Here is a 19,693-nt window from a genome sequence, read left to right as displayed (position 1 = left end):
GTCATTCCATCAGTTACCGGCGGGCGGGGCACTCGGAGCCGCCGACCATTAGAGTGGACGGCGTAGGTGCGAAGCGCTGGATGAGACCGCCCGCGAGACGGCGCAGTGCGAGCACCTCCATATATGCAATGGAGAGCAGGTAACCACGGATGTTCGAAAGATTCACCGACCGTGCGCGTCGGGTTGTCGTCCTGGCTCAAGAAGAGGCCCGGATGCTCAACCACAACTACATCGGCACCGAGCACATCCTGCTGGGCTTGATCCACGAGGGTGAGGGCGTGGCCGCCAAGTCCCTCGAATCGCTGGGCATCTCGCTGGAAGGCGTGCGCAGCCAGGTCGAGGAGATCATCGGCCAGGGACAGCAGGCGCCGTCCGGGCACATCCCCTTCACCCCCCGAGCCAAGAAGGTGCTGGAGCTGAGCCTGCGCGAGGCGCTGCAGCTCGGCCACAACTACATCGGCACCGAGCACATCCTGCTCGGCCTCATCCGTGAGGGTGAAGGCGTGGCCGCTCAGGTTCTCGTCAAGCTCGGCGCCGAGCTGACCCGGGTGCGCCAGCAGGTCATCCAGTTGCTGAGCGGCTACCAGGGCAAGGAGACGGCCGAGGCCGGTACCGGAGGCCGCGGTGGCGAGGCGGGCAACCCGTCCACCTCGCTGGTCCTCGACCAGTTCGGCCGCAACCTGACCGCCGCCGCGATGGAGGGCAAGCTCGACCCCGTCATCGGCCGCGAGAAGGAAATCGAGCGGGTCATGCAGGTGCTGAGCCGCCGCACCAAGAACAACCCGGTGCTGATCGGCGAGCCCGGCGTCGGCAAGACCGCCGTCGTCGAGGGCCTGGCCCAGGCGATCGTGCACGGCGACGTGCCCGAGACGCTGAAGGACAAGCAGCTCTACACGCTGGACCTGGGTTCTCTGGTGGCCGGCAGCCGCTACCGCGGTGACTTCGAGGAACGCCTGAAGAAGGTGCTCAAGGAGATCAACACCCGCGGCGACATCATCCTGTTCATCGACGAGCTGCACACGCTCGTCGGTGCGGGTGCGGCCGAGGGCGCCATCGACGCGGCGTCCATCCTGAAGCCGAAGCTGGCCCGCGGCGAGCTGCAGACCATCGGCGCGACCACCCTCGACGAGTACCGCAAGTACATCGAGAAGGATGCCGCGCTGGAGCGCCGCTTCCAGCCCGTCCAGGTCGGCGAGCCGACGGTCGAGCACACCATCGAGATCCTCAAGGGTCTGCGCGACCGGTACGAGGCGCACCACCGGGTGTCCATCACCGACGGTGCCATCGCAGCCGCGGCGACGCTGGCCGACCGCTACATCAACGACCGGTTCCTGCCGGACAAGGCGATCGACCTGATCGACGAGGCCGGTGCCCGGATGCGCATCCGCCGGATGACCGCGCCGCCGGACCTGCGCGAGTTCGACGAGAAGATCGCCGACGCGCGCCGGGAGAAGGAGTCCGCGATCGACGCGCAGGACTTCGAGAAGGCCGCCAGCCTGCGCGACAAGGAGAAAACCCTCGTCGCGCAGCGTGCCGAGCGTGAGAAGCAGTGGCGCTCCGGTGATCTCGACGTGGTCGCCGAGGTCGACGACGAGCAGATCGCCGAGGTGCTGGGCAACTGGACCGGCATCCCGGTGTTCAAGCTGACCGAGGAGGAGACCACGCGTCTGCTCCGCATGGAGGACGAGCTGCACAAGCGGATCATCGGCCAGGAGGATGCCGTCAAGGCCGTCTCCAAGGCGATCCGCCGCACCCGTGCCGGCCTGAAGGATCCCAAGCGTCCGTCCGGTTCGTTCATCTTCGCCGTCCGGTGTCGGTAAGACCGAGCTGTCCAAGGCGCTGGCGAACTTCCTGTTCGGCGACGACGACGCGCTCATCCAGATCGACATGGGCGAGTTCCACGACCGGTTCACCGCGTCGCGGCTGTTCGGCGCCCCTCCCGGGTACGTCGGCTACGAAGAGGGCGGTCAGCTCACCGAGAAGGTGCGCCGCAAGCCGTTCTCCGTGGTGCTGTTCGACGAGATCGAGAAGGCCCACCAGGAGATCTACAACAGCCTCCTGCAGGTCCTCGAGGACGGTCGCCTGACCGACGGCCAGGGCCGCACGGTCGACTTCAAGAACACCGTGCTGATCTTCACCTCGAACCTCGGTACGAGCGACATCAGCAAGGCGGTCGGTCTGGGCTTCACCCAGGGTGGCGGAGAGAACAACTACGAGCGGATGAAGCAGAAGGTTCACGACGAACTGAAGAAGCACTTCCGTCCGGAGTTCCTCAACCGCATCGACGACATCATCGTGTTCCACCAGCTGACGCAGGACGAGATCATCAAGATGGTCGACCTGATGATCGGCCGGGTCTCCAAGCAGCTCGCTGCCAAGGACATGACGATGGAGCTGACCGACAAGGCCAAGTCGCTGCTGGCCAAGCGCGGGTTCGACCCGGTGCTGGGCGCGCGCCCGCTGCGCCGGACCATCCAGCGCGAGATCGAGGACGCGTTGTCGGAGAAGATCCTCTTCGAGGAGGTCGGCCCCGGTCAGCTCGTCACCGTCGACGTCGAGAACTGGGACGGCGAGGGCCAAGGCGAGGACGCGGTGTTCACGTTCTCCGGTGCCCGCAAGCCGGTTGCGGCTGTCGAGCCGGACCTGGCACAGGCCGGTGCCGGCGGCGCTGCGTCCGCAGCCGAATAACGCGATCAACCTCAGGCGGGCGGTCACCCTCGGGTGGCCGCCCGTCGGGCTTCCCGGGTGGCTTACGTCGGCGGTGTGATTGGGCTTACGATGCAGGAGTAATCGACGGGCCCCGGAACCTGGTGAAATTCCAGAACGGTCGCGCCACTGTGAAAGTCAGACCCGGACCCGTCGCCCTCATCACTGGGACGCGGTATCCCTGAAAGGAACTGGGCATGACTTCTCCTCACGCGAGCAGGACACGGGCGGGCGCGATCGACCTCTCCGGCACCAAAGCCGCGGTCTGGTTGTCTCTCACCGCATTCTTCGCGCTGGTGGTGCTGTATTTCATCGGCATGGACCAGGGTGCGACGTCGGTCTTCGGCAGCAACACCTACATCCACGAGTTCGTGCACGACGCACGGCACCTCCTCGGTTTCCCCTGCCACTGATTTCAGCGGCAGGCAGGGACAACCGAAAATGGAGAAGCAGATCATCTGGCGCGGCCTGTTGGCCGGCGCCGCGGCCGGCGTGCTGGGGTTCTTGTTCGCCCGGATCTTCGTCGAGCCGCAGATCGAGTTGGCGATCGGCTACGAGGACGGCGTCGGCGCCGCGCACGAGGCGATCGAGCACGCCGCGGGGGCCGCGGGCCACAGCCACGGCGACGGGGGAGGCTTCACCCGGGCCGTGCAGATGAACGTCGGCATGGGTCTGGGCGTGCTGCTGTTCAGCCTCGCGATCGGCGCGTTGTTCGCCGTCGTGTTCGCGGTCGCCTACGGGCGGGTCGGTGACGTGTCGGCCCGGCTGCTGTCGGTCTACATCGCCGGCGGCATGCTGTTGAGCCTGTACGTCGTGCCGTCGCTGAAGTACCCCGCGAGTCCGCCTGCGCTGAGCCTGGACGAGACGATCCGGCAGCGCACGCTGCTCTACGTCGCCGTCGTGGTGCTGTCGGCCGTGCTGCTGGTCGGCGCGGTGTATCTGGGCAGGCGGTGGACGACCAAGCTGGGCGCCTGGAACGCCACGCTGGCGGCCGGTGGCGCGTACGTGGTCGCGGTCGCGGTCGCGATGCTGATCCTGCCGTCGATCAACGAGACCCCCGGTCCGCTGGTCGACGACGCGGGCGTCATCGTCTATGAGGGCTTCCCGGCCGATCTGCTCTATGAGTTCCGGCTGTACTCGCTCGGTACCCAGGTCGTCATCTACGCCACGATCGGGCTGGTGTTCGCGGCTTTGGTGTCGCGGCTGTTCGGGGAACGTAAGCAACCCGTCAGCAGGTGAGTCCGGTCAGCGAGGTCGTCCGGCTGACCCTGGTGTCGCATGCGATGACCGATGGGATGGCGGCCGGACGGTTCCCCGTCGACGAGCCCGTGAACCCGCTCGGCCGAGACCAGATCGCCAAGGTCGGCCGAGCCGACCTCGGTCAGGCCGAGCGGGTCTTCTGCGGGCCGGAGTTGCGTGCCCGGCAGACCGCCGAGCTGCTGGGTCTGCACGCGGCCGTCGAGCCCGGGCTCGCGGATCTCGATTGCGGCCGGTGGCGGGGCAGCGAACTCGGCGGCGTGCCACCGGCCGAGATGGCCGTCTGGTTGACGGATCCCGCGCGGGTGCCGCACGGCGGCGAATCGGTGGTCGAACTGGTCGCCCGGGTGGGCCGGTGGCTGGATTCGGTGACCGCCGAGCGCAGCCGCGTCGTCGCCGTCACCCATCCGGCGGTGATCCGGGCGGCGATCCTGGTGGCGCTTGAGGCCCCGCCGAAGTCGTTCTGGCGCATCGACATCGCACCGGTCAGTCGCACGACCATGCATTTCCGCGGGCACGCGTGGACCCTGCGGGGGGCCCCGATCAGTTCGGGATGAGGTCGAAGGTCTGCCGGGCGATCGACATCAGCCACGCGGCGGCTGTCTGGCTGCGGAACTCCGGCCAGTTCGACTGCAGGCTGACCACCCACGGCTGCCCGGAGCGGTCGACGGCGTACCAGCTGAACGTCAGGTCGCCGGGCAGGTTGCCTGCCTTGGCACCGATGTAGGGCCACTCGTCGCGGTCGAGGTCGATGCCGGGAACCGCGGACAAGATGTCCTTGACCGGCGCGGCCTCGCCGACCGCGCCTTTCTGCAGGGCGGCGTGCAGCCGGCAGATGTCGGCGGCGCTGCCGTACCACTCGGCGCCGATGTCGGAGGCCGGCATGTGCGTGCGCTTCGGATCCGGCTCGTAGGGACGGCTGTTGGTCTGCTGTAGCAACTGGGCGCGGCCCTCGCGCGAGGCCTGCTTCCACTCCTCGCGCAGATCCGGCGTGCCCCAGCCGACCGAGAACAACTCGTGCATGGTCGGGAACGGGGTCATGCTGGCCGGATCGTGATGGCCGGCGGCCACCAGGGCCCGCTCGATGGCGCCCGGCCCCAACCGCTCGATGAGCAGGTCGGTGGCCATGTTGTCGCTGGCCGAGATCATCTGCTGCGCGGCATCGCGCACCGACACCGTGGAGCCCGGGTCCAGTCCGTCGAACGCCGACGAGCCGACGGCTTTGGCGCCCTCGGTGATGGTCAGCGTGTCGGTCCACTCCAGGGTGTCCGCCTTGACCGCCTCGGCGACCGCGAACAACACGTACAGCTTGAAGATCGACGCCAGCGGCAGCGACAGGTCGGTGTTGGAGCCGGCCACCTTGACGCACCGGCCGTCGTCCACCTTGGCGACCTGGTACGAGTAGCGCGCCCCGGCCCCGGTCAGCAGCTCGTCGATGTCCGACCACTCCCGTACCGCCGGCGGCACCAGGTCGACCTGGAACCGGTCCACCATGCCCGCGTCGTCGGTGCGCAGCTCGATGGTCTGGGCCACCCCGTAGGACGTCAGCACGTTCAGTTTCGCGTGCCCGGCGCCGACGTCGATGTCGGTGACCGTGAAGGGCCTGTCCCACCACATCCGGTCGAGTGTCACCCCGACGTGCTCGACAGCCTCGGGAGCGGCCAGCGTGCGAATGCCGACCTCGCCGATCGGCCAGTCGCTGTTGAGCATGTCCATGGTCTGCTTGGCGCGCAGACCCTGGGGCGTGTTGATCTGGATGGGCACGCCGTACGCGGCGTCGGCCGGAGCCGGACGCGTGGCGGCACATCCGCAGGCCACGGACGCGACGCAGACAAGGCTGACCGCCAGCGCGGTCGCTCTGCGCCTGATCCGGCCTGCCCTATGACGTGGTGTCGGTCCTTGCAACGTCGAGTACAACCTCGAACTCGAGCAGGGACGCACCCGTGGCCACCGGGTTGGCGCGCTCACCTGCATGTGCCTCGATCGCGGGCCCGTTCGCCCAGGCCTGGAACGCGTCCTCGGACTCCCACTGCGTGACCACGAAGTAGCGGGTCTCACCTTTGACCGGGCGCAGCAACTGGAATCCCAAGAAGCCGGGTTGGTTGTCGACGGCGTGGGCGCGGTGGGCGAACCGCTTCTCCAGTTCCGGCCCGGCGTCCGGGGGTACCTCGATTGCGTTGATCTTCACCACAGCCATGCCGTTCAGGTTACCGCGCGGTCTCGGCATGATGTCTGCATGGACTCGGGGCACGGCGTGACCGGCGGCGATCTGCTCACCTTCCAGGGCGGCACGGGCCTGCCGCTGGTGCTGGTGCACGGACTGATGGGGCGGGGCACCACGTGGCCCCGGCAGGTGCCGTGGCTGGCCCGGTTCGGGCGGGTGTACACCTACGACGCGCCGTGGCACCGGGGCCGCGAGGTCGCCGATGCGCATCCGATCTGCACCGAGCGGTTCGTCGCCGACCTGGGTGCCGCCGTCGCCGGGCTCGGTGAGCCCGCGGTGATGATCGGTCATTCGATGGGGGCGCTGCACTCCTGGTGCCTGGCGGCCGAGCGGCCCGATCTGGTGGCCGCGGTGGTGGTCGAGGACATGGCGCCGGACTTCCGGGGCCGCACGACGGGTCCGTGGGAACCGTGGGTGCATGCGCTGCCGGTCGAGTTCGGCACCGCCGAGCAGGTGTACGCCGAGTTCGGGCCGGTGGCGGGCAGGTACTTCCTGGAGGCGTTCGATCGCACGGCGTCGGGCTGGCGGCTGCACGGACACCCGGACAAGTGGATCGAGATCGCCGCGGAATGGGGCAGGCGGGACTACTGGGAGCAGTGGCGGGCGGTCTCGGCGCCGGCGCTGCTGCTGGAGGCGGGGGCCTCGGTGGCCCCGCCGGGGCAGATGCGCGAGATGGCCGAGATGGTGCGCGGCGCGAGGTATGTGCACGTGCCCAACGCCGGACACCTCATCCACGACGACGCCGCCGGGAAATATGAACGGGCGGTCACGGAGTTCTTAACACTGTGTGCCTAATGCTTGACCACAAGTTTCGGACTGCGCGTTCCTAGTCCGGCCGTTGTCAACGACGTTCGCCGGACGCGCTTGAGGACGGCCAGCTCGGGTTCTGCTCGAACCGGGTGCGCACCGCGTCGAGGTCGTGCTGCACCCGATTCCAGTCGGGGTCGTCGAACAGCCGGCCGGACATCGGTGCCGCCCAACGGAATTGACCGAGGTGCAGGCGGAGGTGGCCGGACCGGTGGGCCGCCCGGCTCACCGCGACGGCCAGCGCGAACGGAGAGAGAAGGATCAGATATGCCAGTGCGGTACTCATGGCAGTAATCGTCCGCCCAGATAACATCCGGCCAACAGTGGCAGGAGCGACAGGTCTCGATAAGATGCTGCCATGACGTTGAAAAGTGTCTCGGCGCTGGTGCTCGACAAACTCGCGGTGTTCGAGTTCGGCGTCATCTGCGAGGTGTTCGGCATCGACCGCTCCGGCGACGGCGTGCCCAACTTCGACTTCAAGGTGTGCGGCCCCGAGGCGGGTAAGCCGCTGCGGACCTCGGTCGGCGCCACCATCACCCCGGACCACGGTCTCGACGACCTCGTCGGCGCCGATCTGGTGGCGATCCCGGCGATCGGCGGCGGCGACTACCTGCCGGAGGCGCTCGAGGCGGTGCGCCGGGCAGCCGAATCGGGCTCGATCATCCTGACGGTGTGCTCGGGGGCGTTCGTCGCCGGCGCCGCAGGTCTACTCGACGGGCGTCCGTGCACCACGCACTGGATGCACGCCGACGAGCTGGCGCGGATGTACCCGACCGCGAAGGTCGACCGCAACGTGCTCTTCGTCGACGACGGCAACCTGATCACCAGTGCGGGCACCGCGGCGGGCATCGACGCGTGCCTGCACCTGGTGCGCCGCGAGCTCGGCAGCGAGGTGACCAACACGATCGCCCGCCGGATGGTGGTGCCGCCGCAGCGCGACGGCGGGCAGCGCCAGTACATCGAGCAGCCGATCCCGGTGAAGTGTTCGGAGCGGTTCGCGCCGCACCTGGACTGGATCCTGGCCAATCTGGACAAACCGCACACCGTCACCACGCTGGCGCGCCGGGCTCACATGTCGGGCCGCACCTTCGCCCGCCGCTTCGTCGAGGAGACCGGCCGTACGCCGATGCAGTGGGTGACCGATCAGCGGGTGCTCTACGCCCGGCGGCTGCTGGAGGAGTCGACGCTGGACATCGACGACATCGCCGAACGATCCGGATTCGGCACCGCCACCCTGCTGCGCCACCACTTCCGGCGCATCATCGGCGTCACCCCGTCGGACTACCGCAGGCGGTTCAACTCCTCGGAATCGGTCACGCCCATCGCCGCTCTGGCCTAGTCGCCTTCGCCGCCGCCCTCACCGCACAGGGCGAACCGGCCGTCGGCGGTCTGCTCCACCAGGCCGTCGACCAGAAGCGAGTCCAGCGCGCGGTCGCGTTGGGCGGTGTCGGTGGTCCAGGCGACGTCGAGTTCGGTGCGGGCGACCGGGGAAGTGCTGGCGCGCAACACATCGAGCAACCTTCCTCGCACCTGCCGGTCGGTGCCTGCGTACTTCTGCACCCGTTTGGCCGGGCCGGTGCCGGCCGGGAACCCCCGTGCCCGCCACGCGCACCGCGGCAGTGGGCAGATGCCGCACCGCGGGGCGCGTGCGGTGCACACGGTGGCGCCGAACTCCATGAGCGCCACCGAGAATCGCGGCGCACCGGGGTCCTCGGGCAGCAGCGCCTCGACCTCGGCGAGGTCGCGCGACGACGGGGATCCGGCGTCGGCCAGTCCGTGCACGGCGCGGGCCACCACCCGGCGAACGTTGGTGTCCACCACCGGAACCCGCTGGCCGTAGGCGAAACACGCCACCGCACGGGCGGTGTAGGCGCCGATGCCCGGCAGCGACAGCAGCGTCTCGACGTCGTCGGGCACGACGTCGCCGTGTTCGGCCGCGATCACGGTGGCGCACTCGTGCAGCCGCTTGGCCCGCCGCGGGTAGCCCAGCTTGCCCCATGCTCTCAGCACCTCGGCGGCGCCGGCCGCCGCGGTCGCCGAGGGTGTCGGCCAGCGTTCGATCCAGGCCAGCCAGATCGGCTCGACGCGGGCCACCGGGGTCTGCTGCAGCATGAACTCGCTGACCAGAATCTGCCACGCGGACACCCCGGGCCGACGCCACGGCAGGTCCCGCTGCGCATGCTCATACCACCGGACAAGCGCCTCGGGATCGATCGTCGGGCCCACCTCGGGCAGAATGGCAGCCATGCCTAACTCGAGCCCATTGACCGCATGGAAAGCACTCAAAGAGGGTAACGAGCGCTTCGTGGCCGGGAAGGCGCAACATCCCAGCCAGAGCATCGAACACCGTGCCAGCCTCACGTCGGCGCAGAAACCGACCGCGGTGGTCTTCGGTTGCGGTGACAGCCGGGTCGCCGCCGAGATCCTGTTCGATCAGGGCCTGGGCGACATGTTCGTGGTGCGCACCGCCGGCCACGTGATCGACTCGGCGGTACTGGGCTCGATCGAGTACGCCGTCACGGTACTGAATGTGCCGCTGATCGTGGTGCTCGGGCACGACAGCTGCGGGGCGGTCAAGGCGGCGCTGGGAGCGCTCGACGACGGCGACGTCCCGGGCGGCTATGTGCGGGACGTGGTCGAGCGGGTCATGCCGTCGATCCTGGCGGCCCGCCGCGACGGTCTGCACCGGATCGACGAGTTCGAGGCACGGCACGTGACCGAGACCGGTAAGCAGTTGCTGAGCCGGTCGAAGGCGATCCACGACGCGGTGGACAGCGGGGCGCTGGCGATTGCCGGCGTGACCTACCACCTGGCCGACGGCCAGGTGGTATTGCGCGACCATATCGGTGACATCGGCGAAGCCTGAGGGCGACACGCCGGGCAGCGTCGGACAACGCGGCGTGACCTGGCCTTACCGTGATCTCGTGCTGGATCTAGAACCACATGGGCCGCTGCCCAGGCAGATTTACTGGCGTCGCAGGGCGCTCGCGCTCGGCATTGCCGCGCTGGTCATCGGCATTGTCGCGGCCGTGGTCTCCGTCGTCGTGTTGAACAGCACGAGCACCGAACAGCCGACCGCCAACGAGTCGACATCGGAGTCGGCCGATGCCGCCCCGCAGCCGCTGCCCGGCGAGGATCCCGCCGTCAAGTCGCCGATCCAGCCGCCTGCGCAGGATGCGCCGCCTCCGACTCCCACGCCGACGGCCGCGGTGGTGCCGCCGCCGATCCTCAAAGAGGGCGACGACTGCCCGGATTCCACGCTCGCAGTCAAGGGCATCACCAACCAGCCCCAGTACGTGGTCGGCGATCAGCCGAAGTTCACCATGGTGGTCACCAACATCGGCCTGGTCGCGTGCCAGCGCGACGTGGGCGCCGCGGTGCTCGCGGCCTACGTGTACTCCCTGGACAACCAGCGACTGTGGTCGAACCTGGACTGCGCGCCCTCCAACGAGACGCTGATCAAGACCTTCCAGCCGGGCGAGCAGGTGACCACCGAGGTGACCTGGACCGGCATGGGATCGGCACCGAACTGCCCGCTGCCGCGCCAGCCGATCGGGCCGGGAACCTACAACCTGGTGGTACAGCTGGGGAATCTGAGATCGGCGACGGTGCCGTTCATCCTTGCCCAGCCCGCGGCCAACCCAGGCGGCCTTCCGCCGCAGGGACCCGGGCAGCCGCCCGGACCCATCGGCTGAGTCAGGCCAGCCGGTCGGCGATCGTCGACTCGGCCAGCTGGGACAAGCCCTCCCTGATGTGGCGCGCCCACATCGAGCCGATGCCGTCGACCGACTGCAGGTCGCTGGCGCTCGCGGCCAGCAGGCCCTGCAGGGACCCGAAGTTGCGCACCAGCAGGTCGACGTGGGCGAACTGCAGCCGGGGGATACCGGCCATCGCCCGGTAGCCGCGTGAGCTCATCGCCGAGTCCTGCGCTTCGGCGGTCGACGGATAGCCGAACACCCGGGCCAGCGTGGTGAAGTCCAGCAGCTCGCCGTCCGACAGCCCGTCGAGCTCTTCCAGCGTCGCGGTCACCTGTGCGGCGGTGGGCGGGTCGGGGTTGGCGTGGTAGTCGCGCACGATCAGCTCGCGGTCGGTGTCGTTGTCGCCGACGAGTTCGTCGAGCTGCAGCTTGAGTTGGCGTCCGTCGGTGCCGAGCTCGACGACGTCGGAGTCGATCTCCAGGCTGATGCGGCGGACCATCTCCAGCCGCTGCACCACGGTCATCACGTCGCGCAGCGTCACGAAGTCCTCGATCTCGGCCGTCGACAGCTGCCTGCTGACCTCGTCGAGCCTGGTCTTGTAGCGCTCCAGGGTGTCGATGGTCTGGTTGGCCCGGGACAGGATCGTCGCCGACTCGGGCACCACGTGGCGCTCGCCGGCGACATACACGGTCACGATGCTCATCGAGTGGCTCACCGAGATCACCGGGTAGCCGGTCTGGATCGCGGTCCGCTCGGCCGACCGGTGCCTGGTGCCGGACTCCTCGGTGGGGATCGACGGGTCAGGCACCAGCTGCACGTTCGCCCGCAGGATGCGGCTGCCGTCGCTGGACAGCACCACTGCGCCGTCCATCTTCGACAGCTCGCGCAGCCGCGTCGGCGCGTAGCGGACGTCCAGCGAGAACCCGCCGTCGCAGATCGCCTCGACGCTGTCGTCGTAGCCGATGACGATCAGTGCGCCGGTGCGGCCGCGCAGGATGCGCTCAAGGCCGTCGCGCAGCGGCGTCCCGGGAGCCAGCCGGGCGAGCGTCTCGCGCAGCGTCGGGCGCGCCAGCGGCACGACCGTGCGCGCAGCCCTGGCTGTCGTCGACTTCACGGCCACACCTTCTCCACGTCTGCGGTCTCCACGTCCGCGCTGAGCTGTCAGTTCGCGCCATTCTGGCTGATCCGCCGTAACACCTGCAACGCCGAGGTGATGTTGTCGGCCGACAACACCTGCAGCCCGGGCGGTGCCGACGCCACCCCGGACGGGACGACTGCGCAGGTGAAACCGAGCCGGGCCGCCTCGGCCAGCCTGCGTTCCATGCCGGTGACCCGGCGCAGATCCCCGGCCAGACCGACCTCGCCGATCGCGATCGCGGTGGTGGGCAGCGCCAGATCGGTGTAGGCCGACGCGATGGACAGGGCCACGGCCAGGTCCGAGGACGAATCCGTCAGCCGCATGCCGCCGACGGTGGACAGGTAGATGTCGTTCGTGCCGACCGGCAGCCGCGCGCGCTTCTCCAGCACCGCGGTGATCATCGCCGCGCGGGAGGAGTCGATGCCGCTAACGGCGCGGCGGGGGCTGCCGCTGGCCGGCGCGCCGATGAGCGCCTGCACCTCGCCGATCATCGGGCGCTTGCCGTCGAGGGTGACGGTGACCGCGGTACCCGAGACCGGCTTGGGCCGCTGGTCGAGGAACAATCCGGACGGGTCGGACACGCACTCGATCCCGTTGTCGTGCAACAGGAAACAGCCAACCTCGTCGGCGGCGCCGAACCGGTTCTTGACGCCACGCACCATCCGCAGCGCCGATGAGCGGTCGCCCTCGAAGTGCAGGACGACGTCGACCAGGTGTTCCAGTGAGCGCGGACCGGCGATTGCGCCGTCCTTGGTGACGTGCCCGACGAGCAGCATGGCCACCCCGGTGGTCTTGGCCGTCATGGTCAGCGCGGTGGTGACGGCGCGGACCTGGGTGACCCCGCCGGTCACGCCGTCGGCCTCGGTGGTCGACATCGTCTGCACGGAGTCGACGACCACGAGGCTGGGCTGCACGACGTCGATGTGGCCGAGCGCGGTCTGCAGGTCGGACTCGGCGGCCAGGTAGACCTCGTCGTGGGTGCAGCCGGTGCGCTCGGCGCGCAACCTGATCTGCCCGGCGGACTCCTCACCCGACAGATACAGCGCCCGGCGGCCGGTCGAGGCCCAGCGATGGGCGACCTCCAGCAGCAGGGTCGACTTGCCGACCCCGGGGTCGCCGGCGAGCAGGGTCACCGAGCCGGGGACCACGCCGCCGCCCAGCACCCGGTCGAGTTCGCTGATTCCGGTGTGGAAATGCCGGGTGGCGCCCGGGTCGATCGAGCTGATCGGCACGGCCGGGGAGGCCGGAGCTACCGCACGCCGGGACGCAGAACCGCCGACCGCGCTGAGCGCCACCTCGTTGACCGTGCCCCAGGTGCCGCATTCCGGGCATCGGCCCACCCATTTGGGGGTGACGTGATGGCACTCGGAACAACGGTATTGCGAACGTACTTTCGAATTTGTCCGGGCCACGCGCTGACCGTAACCGCCTGCACCGACAGAACGCCGACGGCGCGCGAACGTGTCGTGACGGGCTAGTGCCCGCCGCCGCCACCGTGGCCGGCCGAGCTGCCCGCCTCTTCGCGGCGCGGGGTCTCGCCGGCCGAGATCGGCACCGGGACCGTGGTCTGACCGGCTTTCTCGAAGGTGAACGTGAAGTCGTAGGTCAGCCCGTTGGTGATCGGCTTGCTGAGGTCGACGCTCGCCTCGGCGGCGTCGGTCGGTTCGACGCTCTCCAGCGCCGAGATCTGGCCGTCAGGGGCGCCGACCAACAGGGAGCCGTTCACCGGGAGGTCGCCGCCACCGGTCAGCGTCACCTCGCCGATGTCGGAGGTGATCGACACCAGCTTGTCGGCGACGTCGGGGGAGTTGTTCGCCGCGACGAACAGCAACTCGACCTCGGTGCCGGGCTGCACGTAGTCGGTTGTTTGCTCGGCACGCAGGTGGACGTTGCGCAGCGCGATGTTCCCGATGTTGCCGCTGGTGCCGTTGACCGCCGGCTCCTGGGTCGCCGTCTGGGACACCTGCCCGGCGCTGCAGCCGCTGAGCACGACGGACGCGGCGACGCCGCAAGTCGCCAGCGCGGCGAGGACAGAAGAGCGCCGATTGAAGGGGTTCACTGGGGGCCTCCTGCTTAGCCGGCGGAGACGTTTCCCGCCGGGCACCGTGGTTCGACTATGCAGAGTAGTAGGTGATCATTCGGCGCGGTAGCCGAGGTCGGGACGCGGCCGGGAACACCGCCGAAAGGCCCCCCGCGATGCATGGATTCGTTGTGGTGTCAACCCCTAGTACATACCTTCCGTGCCCCTGACCTGCATCGTTGATCCGCGCCCGATGGCGGTGCGTGTTAAGATCAAGGGGTGAAAGGGGCTCGAAACTGATGATTTTCAAGGTCGGAGACACCGTCGTCTATCCACACCACGGTGCTGCGTTGATCGAGGCGATCGAAACCCGGACCATCAAGGGTGAGCAGAAGGAATACCTCGTCCTCAAGGTCTCGCAAGGGGATCTCACCGTTCGCGTTCCCGCAGACAACGCTGAGTACGTGGGCGTGCGCGATGTCGTCGGGCAGGAGGGCCTCGACAAGGTCTTCCAGGTGTTGCGGGCACCGCATACCGAAGAGCCGACCAACTGGTCGCGGCGGTACAAGGCCAATCTCGAGAAGCTGGCCTCCGGTGATGTGAACAAGGTGGCCGAGGTCGTTCGCGACCTGTGGCGTCGTGATCAGGAGCGCGGGCTGTCGGCCGGCGAGAAGCGCATGTTGGCCAAGGCCCGGCAGATCCTGGTGGGTGAGCTCGCGCTCGCCGAGAACACCGACGACGCCAAGGCCTCGACGATTCTGGACGAAGTTCTCGCTGCGGCGTCGTAGCCGCAACTTCTCGATGCGGCTGTGACACTGCCGGGTTTCCGCGTCGGGCTCGGTACCGACGTACATCCCATCGAAGCCGGTCGTCCGTGCTGGTTGCTGTGTCTGCAGTTCGATGACGCAGACGGCTGCGCCGGCCACTCGGACGGCGACGTGGCCGCCCATGCCCTCTGCGACGCGTTGTTGTCGGCAGCGGGCATGGGCGACATCGGCGAGGTGTTCGGCACCGGCCTGCCGCAATGGCGGGGCGTCAGCGGTGCCGAAATGCTGCGCCACGTGAATTCCCTGCTGCTCTCGAACGGTCTGCGGGTGGGTAATGCCGCCGTGCAGGTGATCGGGAACCGGCCCAAGGTCGGCCCACGACGCGCGGAGGCGCAGGCCGTGCTGTCCGAGTTGCTCGGCGCCCCGGTGTCGGTATCAGCGACCACGACCGACGGTCTCGGTCTGACCGGGCGCGGCGAGGGACTGGCCGCGATCGCGACGGCCCTGGTGCTTACCGACGAGCGCTCCGTGAACGGCGATGAGGGTTCTGGCTGATCGGGCCGGTAAGCTGGCCCGTCGTGACCGAAAGCCCCGCAGCTGTCATGCGGCTCTATGACACTTTGTCTGGCGGTGTGCGCGATTTCGCGCCACTGCGGCCCGGCCACGTGTCCATCTACCTGTGCGGCGCGACGGTGCAGGGTCTGCCCCACATCGGGCACGTCCGCAGCGGCGTCGCGTTCGACGTGCTGCGGCGCTGGCTGACCGCCAAGGGCTTCGACGTGGCGTTCATCCGCAACGTCACCGACATCGACGACAAGATCCTGAACAAGGCCGCCGACGCGGGACGTCCGTGGTGGGAGTGGGCGGCCACCTATGAGCGGGCGTTCACCGCGGCCTACGACGCGCTGGGCGTGCTGCCGCCGTCGGCAGAGCCGCGTGCGACCGGGCACATCACGCAGATGGTCGAGCTGATCGAGCGGCTCATCGAGCGTGGGCATGCCTACGCCGGGGGTGGGGACGTCTACTTCGACGTCTCGACGCTGTCCGAGTACGGCAAGCTGTCCGGCCACAGGATCGACGACGTCCATCAGGGCGAGGGTGTGGCCACCGGCAAGCGGGACCAGCGCGACTTCACGCTGTGGAAGGGCGCCAAGCCGGGAGAACCGTCGTGGCCGACGCCGTGGGGACGGGGACGCCCGGGATGGCACACCGAGTGTGTCGCGATGTGCGAGACCTACCTCGGCCCCGAGTTCGACATCCATGCCGGCGGCATGGATCTGGTCTTCCCGCACCACGAGAACGAGATGGCCCAGGCCGAGGCGGCCGGTGACGGGTTCGCCCGGTTCTGGATGCACAACGGCTGGGTCACCATGGGCGGCGAGAAGATGAGCAAGTCGCTGGGCAACGTGCTCGCGATACCTGCTGTGCTGCAACGGGTTCGGGCTGCAGAGCTGCGCTACTACCTGGGTAGTGCGCATTACCGGTCCATGCTGGAGTTCTCCGAGACGGCACTGCAGGACGCGGCGAAGGCCTACACCGGCATCGAGGACTTCCTGCACCGGGTACGCAACCGGGTGGGTGCGGTGGTGCCCGGTCAGTGGACTCCGAAGTTCGGCGCCGCACTCGACGACGACCTCGCCGTGCCGATGGCGCTGGCCGAGGTGCACGCCGTGCGGGCCGAGGGCAACCGGGCACTGGACGCGGGTGACCACGACACCGCGCTGGCGCACGCGATGTCGATCCGGGCGATGATGGGCATCCTGGGTGCCGATCCGCTCGACGAGCGCTGGGAGTCGCGCGACGAGACTTCGGCGGCGCTCGCGGCGGTCGACGTGCTCGTGCGGGCCGAGGTGCGCCGCCGCGAGGAGGCCAGGGCCTGCCGGGACTGGGCCGAGGCCGATGCCATCCGCGACCGCCTCAAGGCGGCGGGTATCGAGGTGACCGACACCGCCGACGGTCCCCAATGGTCACTTCTGGACGGGACGGACAAGTAATGGCGGGTAATTCACAGCGTCGCGGTGCGGTGCGCAAGGCCGGAACCAAGAAGGGGCCGACGGTCGGGTCCGGCGGGGTCCGGCGGCGCGGTCTGGAAGGCCGCGGCGCGACGCCGCCTGCGCATGAGCGGCCGCATCACCCCGCGGGCAAGCGCGCCGCCAAGGCGGCGCGCCAGGCGCAGGGCAGGCACAAGAAGACGGACGACACCGAGATCGTCCTCGGGCGTAACCCGGTGGTGGAATGCCTGCGCGCCGGGGTCCCCGCCACGGCGCTGTACGTGGCGCTGGGCACCGACTCCGACGAGCGTCTCACCGAGTCGGTGCAGATGGCCGCCGACAGAGGCATCTCGATCCTGGAGGTGCCCCGCCACGATCTGGACCGGATCGCGGCCAACGGCCTGCATCAGGGCATCGCACTGCAGGTGCCGCCCTACAGCTACGCGCACCCCGACGATCTGCTTCGCGACGCGAAATCCGATGCGGCGCCGGCACTTCTGGTCGCACTCGACAACATCTCCGATCCGCGCAACCTCGGTGCGATCGTCCGTTCGGTCTCCGCATTCGGCGGCCATGGCGTCGTGCTGCCACAGCGCAGGTCGGCATCTGTCACCGCGGTCGCATGGCGGACCAGCGCGGGTGCGGCAGCCAGGACGCCGGTGGCGCGGGCGACCAACCTCAACCGCACGCTGAAGCAGTACGCCGACGCGGGACTGCAGGTCGTCGGACTCGACGCCGACGGTGACACCACGATCGACGAGATCGACGGGTTGAGTCCGACGATCGTCGTGGTCGGTTCGGAGGGCAAGGGCCTGTCGCGCCTGGTGCGGGAGAACTGCGATCGCATCGTGTCCATCCCGATGGCGGGCCCCACCGAGTCGCTGAACGCCTCGGTGGCAGCCGGGGTCGTGCTCGCCGAGATCGCCCGGCAGCGCCGCCTGAACTAGAGCCCCACCAGCTGGATCCAGGTCCACAGCCCCAGCACCGCCGCGACCAGCACGAGCGGGGTGGTGCACAGGCCCACCCGGCTGAACTCCCCGAACCCGGCTTTCATGTCCCGCCGGACGACGCTGCGCCACAACAGGTTCGCCAGGGACCCGACGTACGTCAGGTTGGGCCCGATGTTCACCCCGATCAGCACCGCCAGCACCGGGGCGGGGCCGGCTGCGCTCACCAGCGGCAGCAGCACCAGCACCGCGGGCAGGTTGTTGACCAGGTTGGACAGCACGGCCGCGACCGCGGCGATCGCCAGCAGTGCCCACAGGCCCTGACCGTCGGGGATCAGCCGGTGCATGGCAGGTTCCAGTCCGCTGCGCATCGCCGCGTCGACCACGACGCCGAGGCACAGCACGAAGGCCAGGAACGGCACGTCGACCGCCTTGGCGATCGCGGTGACCGTGGTGCGGCCGGTACCCAGCGCCCGCGCGCCCAGCACCAGCGCTCCGGCCAGTGCCGCCCATGCCGGCGACAGGCCCAGCAGGGAGGTGACGGCGAACCCGGCCAGCGTCAGGCCCACCACCACCAGCGCGAAGGCAGGTACCTCGATCGGTTCGGTGGACACCTCGCGTTGCGGCGGGATCGCCAGATCCTTCGCGAAAACCCAACGCAGCAACAGGAATTCGACCAGTATTGCCGCTATCCAGGGCAGCGACATGGCCGCGGCGAAATGCAGGAACGACAGCCCGGCAGCGCTGAAGGCCAGCAGGTTGGTCAGGTTCGACACCGGCAGCAGCAGCGAGGCGGTGTTGGCCAGGTGTGCGGTGGCGTACGCGTGTGGCCGCGCCGGGACTGCGAGCGTGCGTGCGGTGGCCAGCACGACAGGGGTCAGCAATACGACGGTGGCGTCCAGGCTCAGCACCGCGGTGACGCCGGCGGCGATCCCGAAAACCGAGGCCAGCAACCGGTTCTGGCCGCCGGAGGTGGCCCGGGCCATCAGCACGCCGGCGGCGTGGAACAACCCTAGGTCGTCACACATCCGGGCCAGCACGAGCACCGCGGCCAGGAACCCCACCACCGGGGCGAGCCGGCCGACCTCGGCGACGGCCTCATCCCAGGACAGGGCGCCGACGGCGATGACGGCGCCCGCGGCAGGCACCGCGACGACGGCCTCGGGCCACCGGTGCGGGCGCAGCAGCGCGAAACCGAGCACCGCGGCCAGCGCGACGACGGAGACTGTCAGTTCCATGGGGCGGCCGGCCGCCACAGCGTGGGCAGGTGCAGTCCGACACCGTCCTCGGCGGCCAGCCGGGACAGCACGCGCATCGACCGGTCGAGGTCGTCGGCGGCGAACGGCAGGGCCCGCAGCGGCTTGTGCAGCGGCCGGAAGAAGTCGTCCCAGTGGATCAGCACCACCTGGCGGGCGCCGACGGTGCGGACGGTCTGCGTCCAGTACTCGACGAGGTAACTCTCCGGCTGCAGCCCGAGCTGCCCGACGCCGAGGTACGCCACGTCGGCGCGGTGGCCGCTCAGCGCGCCCGGCCGGAATCCGGCGCTGCCGACGATGAGGATGCCGATGCCGGACGGCCGGTGGTGCACGAGCGTCGACCAGGCCTCCCCGCAGCGGTAAGCCGAGACCCGGGCCGGCGGGGTGATCGGTGCGGTGATGGTGCCCGGGAAGCGGTCCGGCGGGCAGTGGTCGCCCTCGACGAGCGTGAGGTCGAAGTTGCCCGCCGTGCTCGGTGCACCCGGGGTGACGACCTCGACGCGGTCCAGGCCGTGGCCGAGGTGGGCCGCGGAGGTGCCGCCGATCAACCGGGCGCCGGTCAGGTCGGCGACCAGCGCCGAGTCCATCGCGTGGTCGTAGTGGGTGTGCACCGGGGTGACGGCGTCCAGGTGCGTCACGCCCAGTCGGGTCAGCCCGTCCCGGATCCGGGACGGTGACGGTTTCAGCGGCCGCGCGGCGACCGTGAGAAGGTTTGGCCGCGTGAAGAATCCGTCGGTCATGACCGCGGACCGGCCGTCGTCGATCAACAGCGTGGCCACCCCGGCCCAGGTCACCGTCAGCGGTGACGACGGTGGCGGGGTCGGCAGGTCGAAATACCCGGCGTAGGCCTGCAGGTCAGGCCGCCCGGCCTTCAGGCGCATG

General features: G+C 69.3%; 20 protein-coding genes and 1 pseudogene. 12 read left to right on the top strand and 9 right to left on the bottom strand.

Going from position 1 to position 19,693, the window contains the following annotated elements:
• Positions 1-149 precede the first annotated feature (149 nt).
• The 4 genes and pseudogenes from clpC1 to C6A87_RS25300 all read left to right on the top strand — a co-directional run bounded on the left by clpC1 (position 150) and on the right by C6A87_RS25300 (position 4,520).
• Positions 150-2,688: pseudogene (clpC1, locus tag C6A87_RS25315) on the top strand (ATP-dependent protease ATP-binding subunit ClpC).
• A 215-nt stretch (positions 2,689-2,903) separates the two neighbouring features.
• Positions 2,904-3,119: a CbtB-domain containing protein gene (locus C6A87_RS25310; protein ID WP_003930677.1), complete on the top strand. Its 216-nt coding sequence runs from the start codon at positions 2,904-2,906 to the stop codon at positions 3,117-3,119.
• Between the two features lie 28 nt (positions 3,120-3,147).
• On the top strand, positions 3,148-3,945 hold the full coding sequence (locus C6A87_RS25305; protein WP_311114762.1) for a CbtA family protein: 798 nt from the start codon (positions 3,148-3,150) through the stop codon (positions 3,943-3,945).
• A gap of 44 nt (positions 3,946-3,989) precedes the next feature.
• A complete protein-coding gene (locus C6A87_RS25300) occupies positions 3,990-4,520 on the top strand; it encodes a histidine phosphatase family protein (protein WP_396837123.1) in 531 nt (176 codons plus the stop codon).
• Here C6A87_RS25300 and C6A87_RS25295 read toward each other — a convergent pair.
• Together C6A87_RS25295 and mhuD are read right to left on the bottom strand one after the other, a co-directional pair.
• Complete coding sequence (locus C6A87_RS25295; protein ID WP_396837122.1) at positions 4,507-5,868, bottom strand: serine hydrolase; 1,362 nt, start codon at positions 5,866-5,868, stop codon at positions 4,507-4,509. The genes C6A87_RS25300 and C6A87_RS25295 overlap by 14 nt on opposite strands.
• Positions 5,843-6,160, bottom strand: coding sequence for a mycobilin-forming heme oxygenase MhuD (gene mhuD / locus C6A87_RS25290; protein ID WP_311114760.1), 318 nt, complete (start codon positions 6,158-6,160; stop codon positions 5,843-5,845). The genes C6A87_RS25295 and mhuD overlap by 26 nt, the downstream gene beginning before the upstream one ends.
• A 39-nt stretch (positions 6,161-6,199) precedes the next feature.
• Between mhuD and C6A87_RS25285 the strand changes: the two genes are divergently transcribed.
• Positions 6,200-6,982 (top strand): alpha/beta hydrolase, encoded by a 783-nt coding sequence (locus C6A87_RS25285; protein WP_311114759.1) that lies wholly within the window; start codon positions 6,200-6,202, stop codon positions 6,980-6,982.
• 46 nt (positions 6,983-7,028) lie between these two features.
• Here C6A87_RS25285 and C6A87_RS25280 read toward each other — a convergent pair whose 3' ends face one another.
• Positions 7,029-7,280, bottom strand: coding sequence for a hypothetical protein (locus C6A87_RS25280; protein ID WP_311114758.1), 252 nt, complete (start codon positions 7,278-7,280; stop codon positions 7,029-7,031).
• Between the two features lie 72 nt (positions 7,281-7,352).
• On the opposite strand from C6A87_RS25280, the gene C6A87_RS25275 reads away from it, so the two are divergent.
• Entirely contained in the window at positions 7,353-8,333 is a 981-nt protein-coding gene (locus tag C6A87_RS25275; RefSeq protein WP_311114757.1) for a helix-turn-helix domain-containing protein, read from the top strand.
• Here C6A87_RS25275 and C6A87_RS25270 read toward each other — a convergent pair.
• Entirely contained in the window at positions 8,330-9,241 is a 912-nt protein-coding gene (locus tag C6A87_RS25270; RefSeq protein ID WP_311114756.1) for an A/G-specific adenine glycosylase, read from the bottom strand. The genes C6A87_RS25275 and C6A87_RS25270 overlap by 4 nt on opposite strands.
• On the opposite strand from C6A87_RS25270, the gene C6A87_RS25265 reads away from it, so the two are divergent.
• Together C6A87_RS25265 and C6A87_RS25260 are read left to right on the top strand one after the other, a co-directional pair.
• A complete protein-coding gene (locus C6A87_RS25265) occupies positions 9,240-9,860 on the top strand; it encodes a carbonic anhydrase (protein ID WP_311114755.1) in 621 nt (206 codons plus the stop codon). The genes C6A87_RS25270 and C6A87_RS25265 overlap by 2 nt on opposite strands.
• A 58-nt stretch (positions 9,861-9,918) precedes the next feature.
• Positions 9,919-10,689 carry a hypothetical protein gene (locus C6A87_RS25260; protein ID WP_311114754.1) on the top strand — a complete coding sequence of 257 codons (771 nt, stop codon included), beginning with the start codon at positions 9,919-9,921 and terminating at the stop codon, positions 10,687-10,689.
• Position 10,690: 1 nt separating this feature from the next.
• Here C6A87_RS25260 and disA read toward each other — a convergent pair whose 3' ends face one another.
• The 3 genes from disA to C6A87_RS25245 form a co-directional block, all read right to left on the bottom strand.
• Complete coding sequence (gene disA / locus C6A87_RS25255) at positions 10,691-11,770, bottom strand: DNA integrity scanning diadenylate cyclase DisA (RefSeq protein ID WP_396837121.1); 1,080 nt, start codon at positions 11,768-11,770, stop codon at positions 10,691-10,693.
• An 83-nt stretch (positions 11,771-11,853) separates the two neighbouring features.
• Positions 11,854-13,242: a DNA repair protein RadA gene (gene radA, locus C6A87_RS25250; RefSeq protein WP_311114752.1), complete on the bottom strand. Its 1,389-nt coding sequence runs from the start codon at positions 13,240-13,242 to the stop codon at positions 11,854-11,856.
• 62 nt (positions 13,243-13,304) lie between these two features.
• Positions 13,305-13,889 (bottom strand): hypothetical protein, encoded by a 585-nt coding sequence (locus tag C6A87_RS25245; protein WP_311114751.1) that lies wholly within the window; start codon positions 13,887-13,889, stop codon positions 13,305-13,307.
• A 260-nt stretch (positions 13,890-14,149) separates the two neighbouring features.
• Here C6A87_RS25245 and carD point away from each other — a divergent pair, with 260 nt between their 5' ends.
• The 4 genes from carD to rlmB are packed head-to-tail and all read left to right on the top strand — an operon-like array spanning position 14,150 to position 17,555.
• Positions 14,150-14,638 (top strand): RNA polymerase-binding transcription factor CarD, encoded by a 489-nt coding sequence (gene carD / locus C6A87_RS25240; RefSeq protein ID WP_003930663.1) that lies wholly within the window; start codon positions 14,150-14,152, stop codon positions 14,636-14,638.
• A 27-nt stretch (positions 14,639-14,665) separates the two neighbouring features.
• A complete protein-coding gene (ispF, locus tag C6A87_RS25235; protein ID WP_396837120.1) occupies positions 14,666-15,172 on the top strand; it encodes a 2-C-methyl-D-erythritol 2,4-cyclodiphosphate synthase in 507 nt (168 codons plus the stop codon).
• A gap of 47 nt (positions 15,173-15,219) precedes the next feature.
• Positions 15,220-16,611, top strand: coding sequence for a cysteine--tRNA ligase (cysS, locus tag C6A87_RS25230; RefSeq protein ID WP_311118075.1), 1,392 nt, complete (start codon positions 15,220-15,222; stop codon positions 16,609-16,611).
• The gene (gene rlmB, locus C6A87_RS25225; protein WP_311114749.1) at positions 16,611-17,555 is read left to right on the top strand and encodes a 23S rRNA (guanosine(2251)-2'-O)-methyltransferase RlmB; all 945 of its coding nucleotides are present in this window, start codon (positions 16,611-16,613) and stop codon (positions 17,553-17,555) included. The genes cysS and rlmB overlap by 1 nt, the downstream gene beginning before the upstream one ends.
• Here the strand turns inward: rlmB and C6A87_RS25220 are convergent.
• Positions 17,552-18,793: an SLC13 family permease gene (locus tag C6A87_RS25220; RefSeq protein ID WP_311114748.1), complete on the bottom strand. Its 1,242-nt coding sequence runs from the start codon at positions 18,791-18,793 to the stop codon at positions 17,552-17,554. The two genes, rlmB and C6A87_RS25220, sit on opposite strands and share 4 nt — an antisense overlap.
• On the bottom strand, positions 18,784-19,692 hold the full coding sequence (locus C6A87_RS25215) for an MBL fold metallo-hydrolase (RefSeq protein WP_311114747.1): 909 nt from the start codon (positions 19,690-19,692) through the stop codon (positions 18,784-18,786). Before C6A87_RS25215 ends, C6A87_RS25220 begins: the two co-directional genes overlap by 10 nt.
• Position 19,693: the final 1 nt, after the last annotated feature.

The organism is Mycobacterium sp. ITM-2016-00317 (assembly GCF_002968295.1).
In the GTDB taxonomy this organism is placed as follows: domain Bacteria; phylum Actinomycetota; class Actinomycetes; order Mycobacteriales; family Mycobacteriaceae; genus Mycobacterium.
Note: the sequence above shows the minus strand (reverse complement) of the source record. Positions and strands in the feature narration are given on the sequence as shown.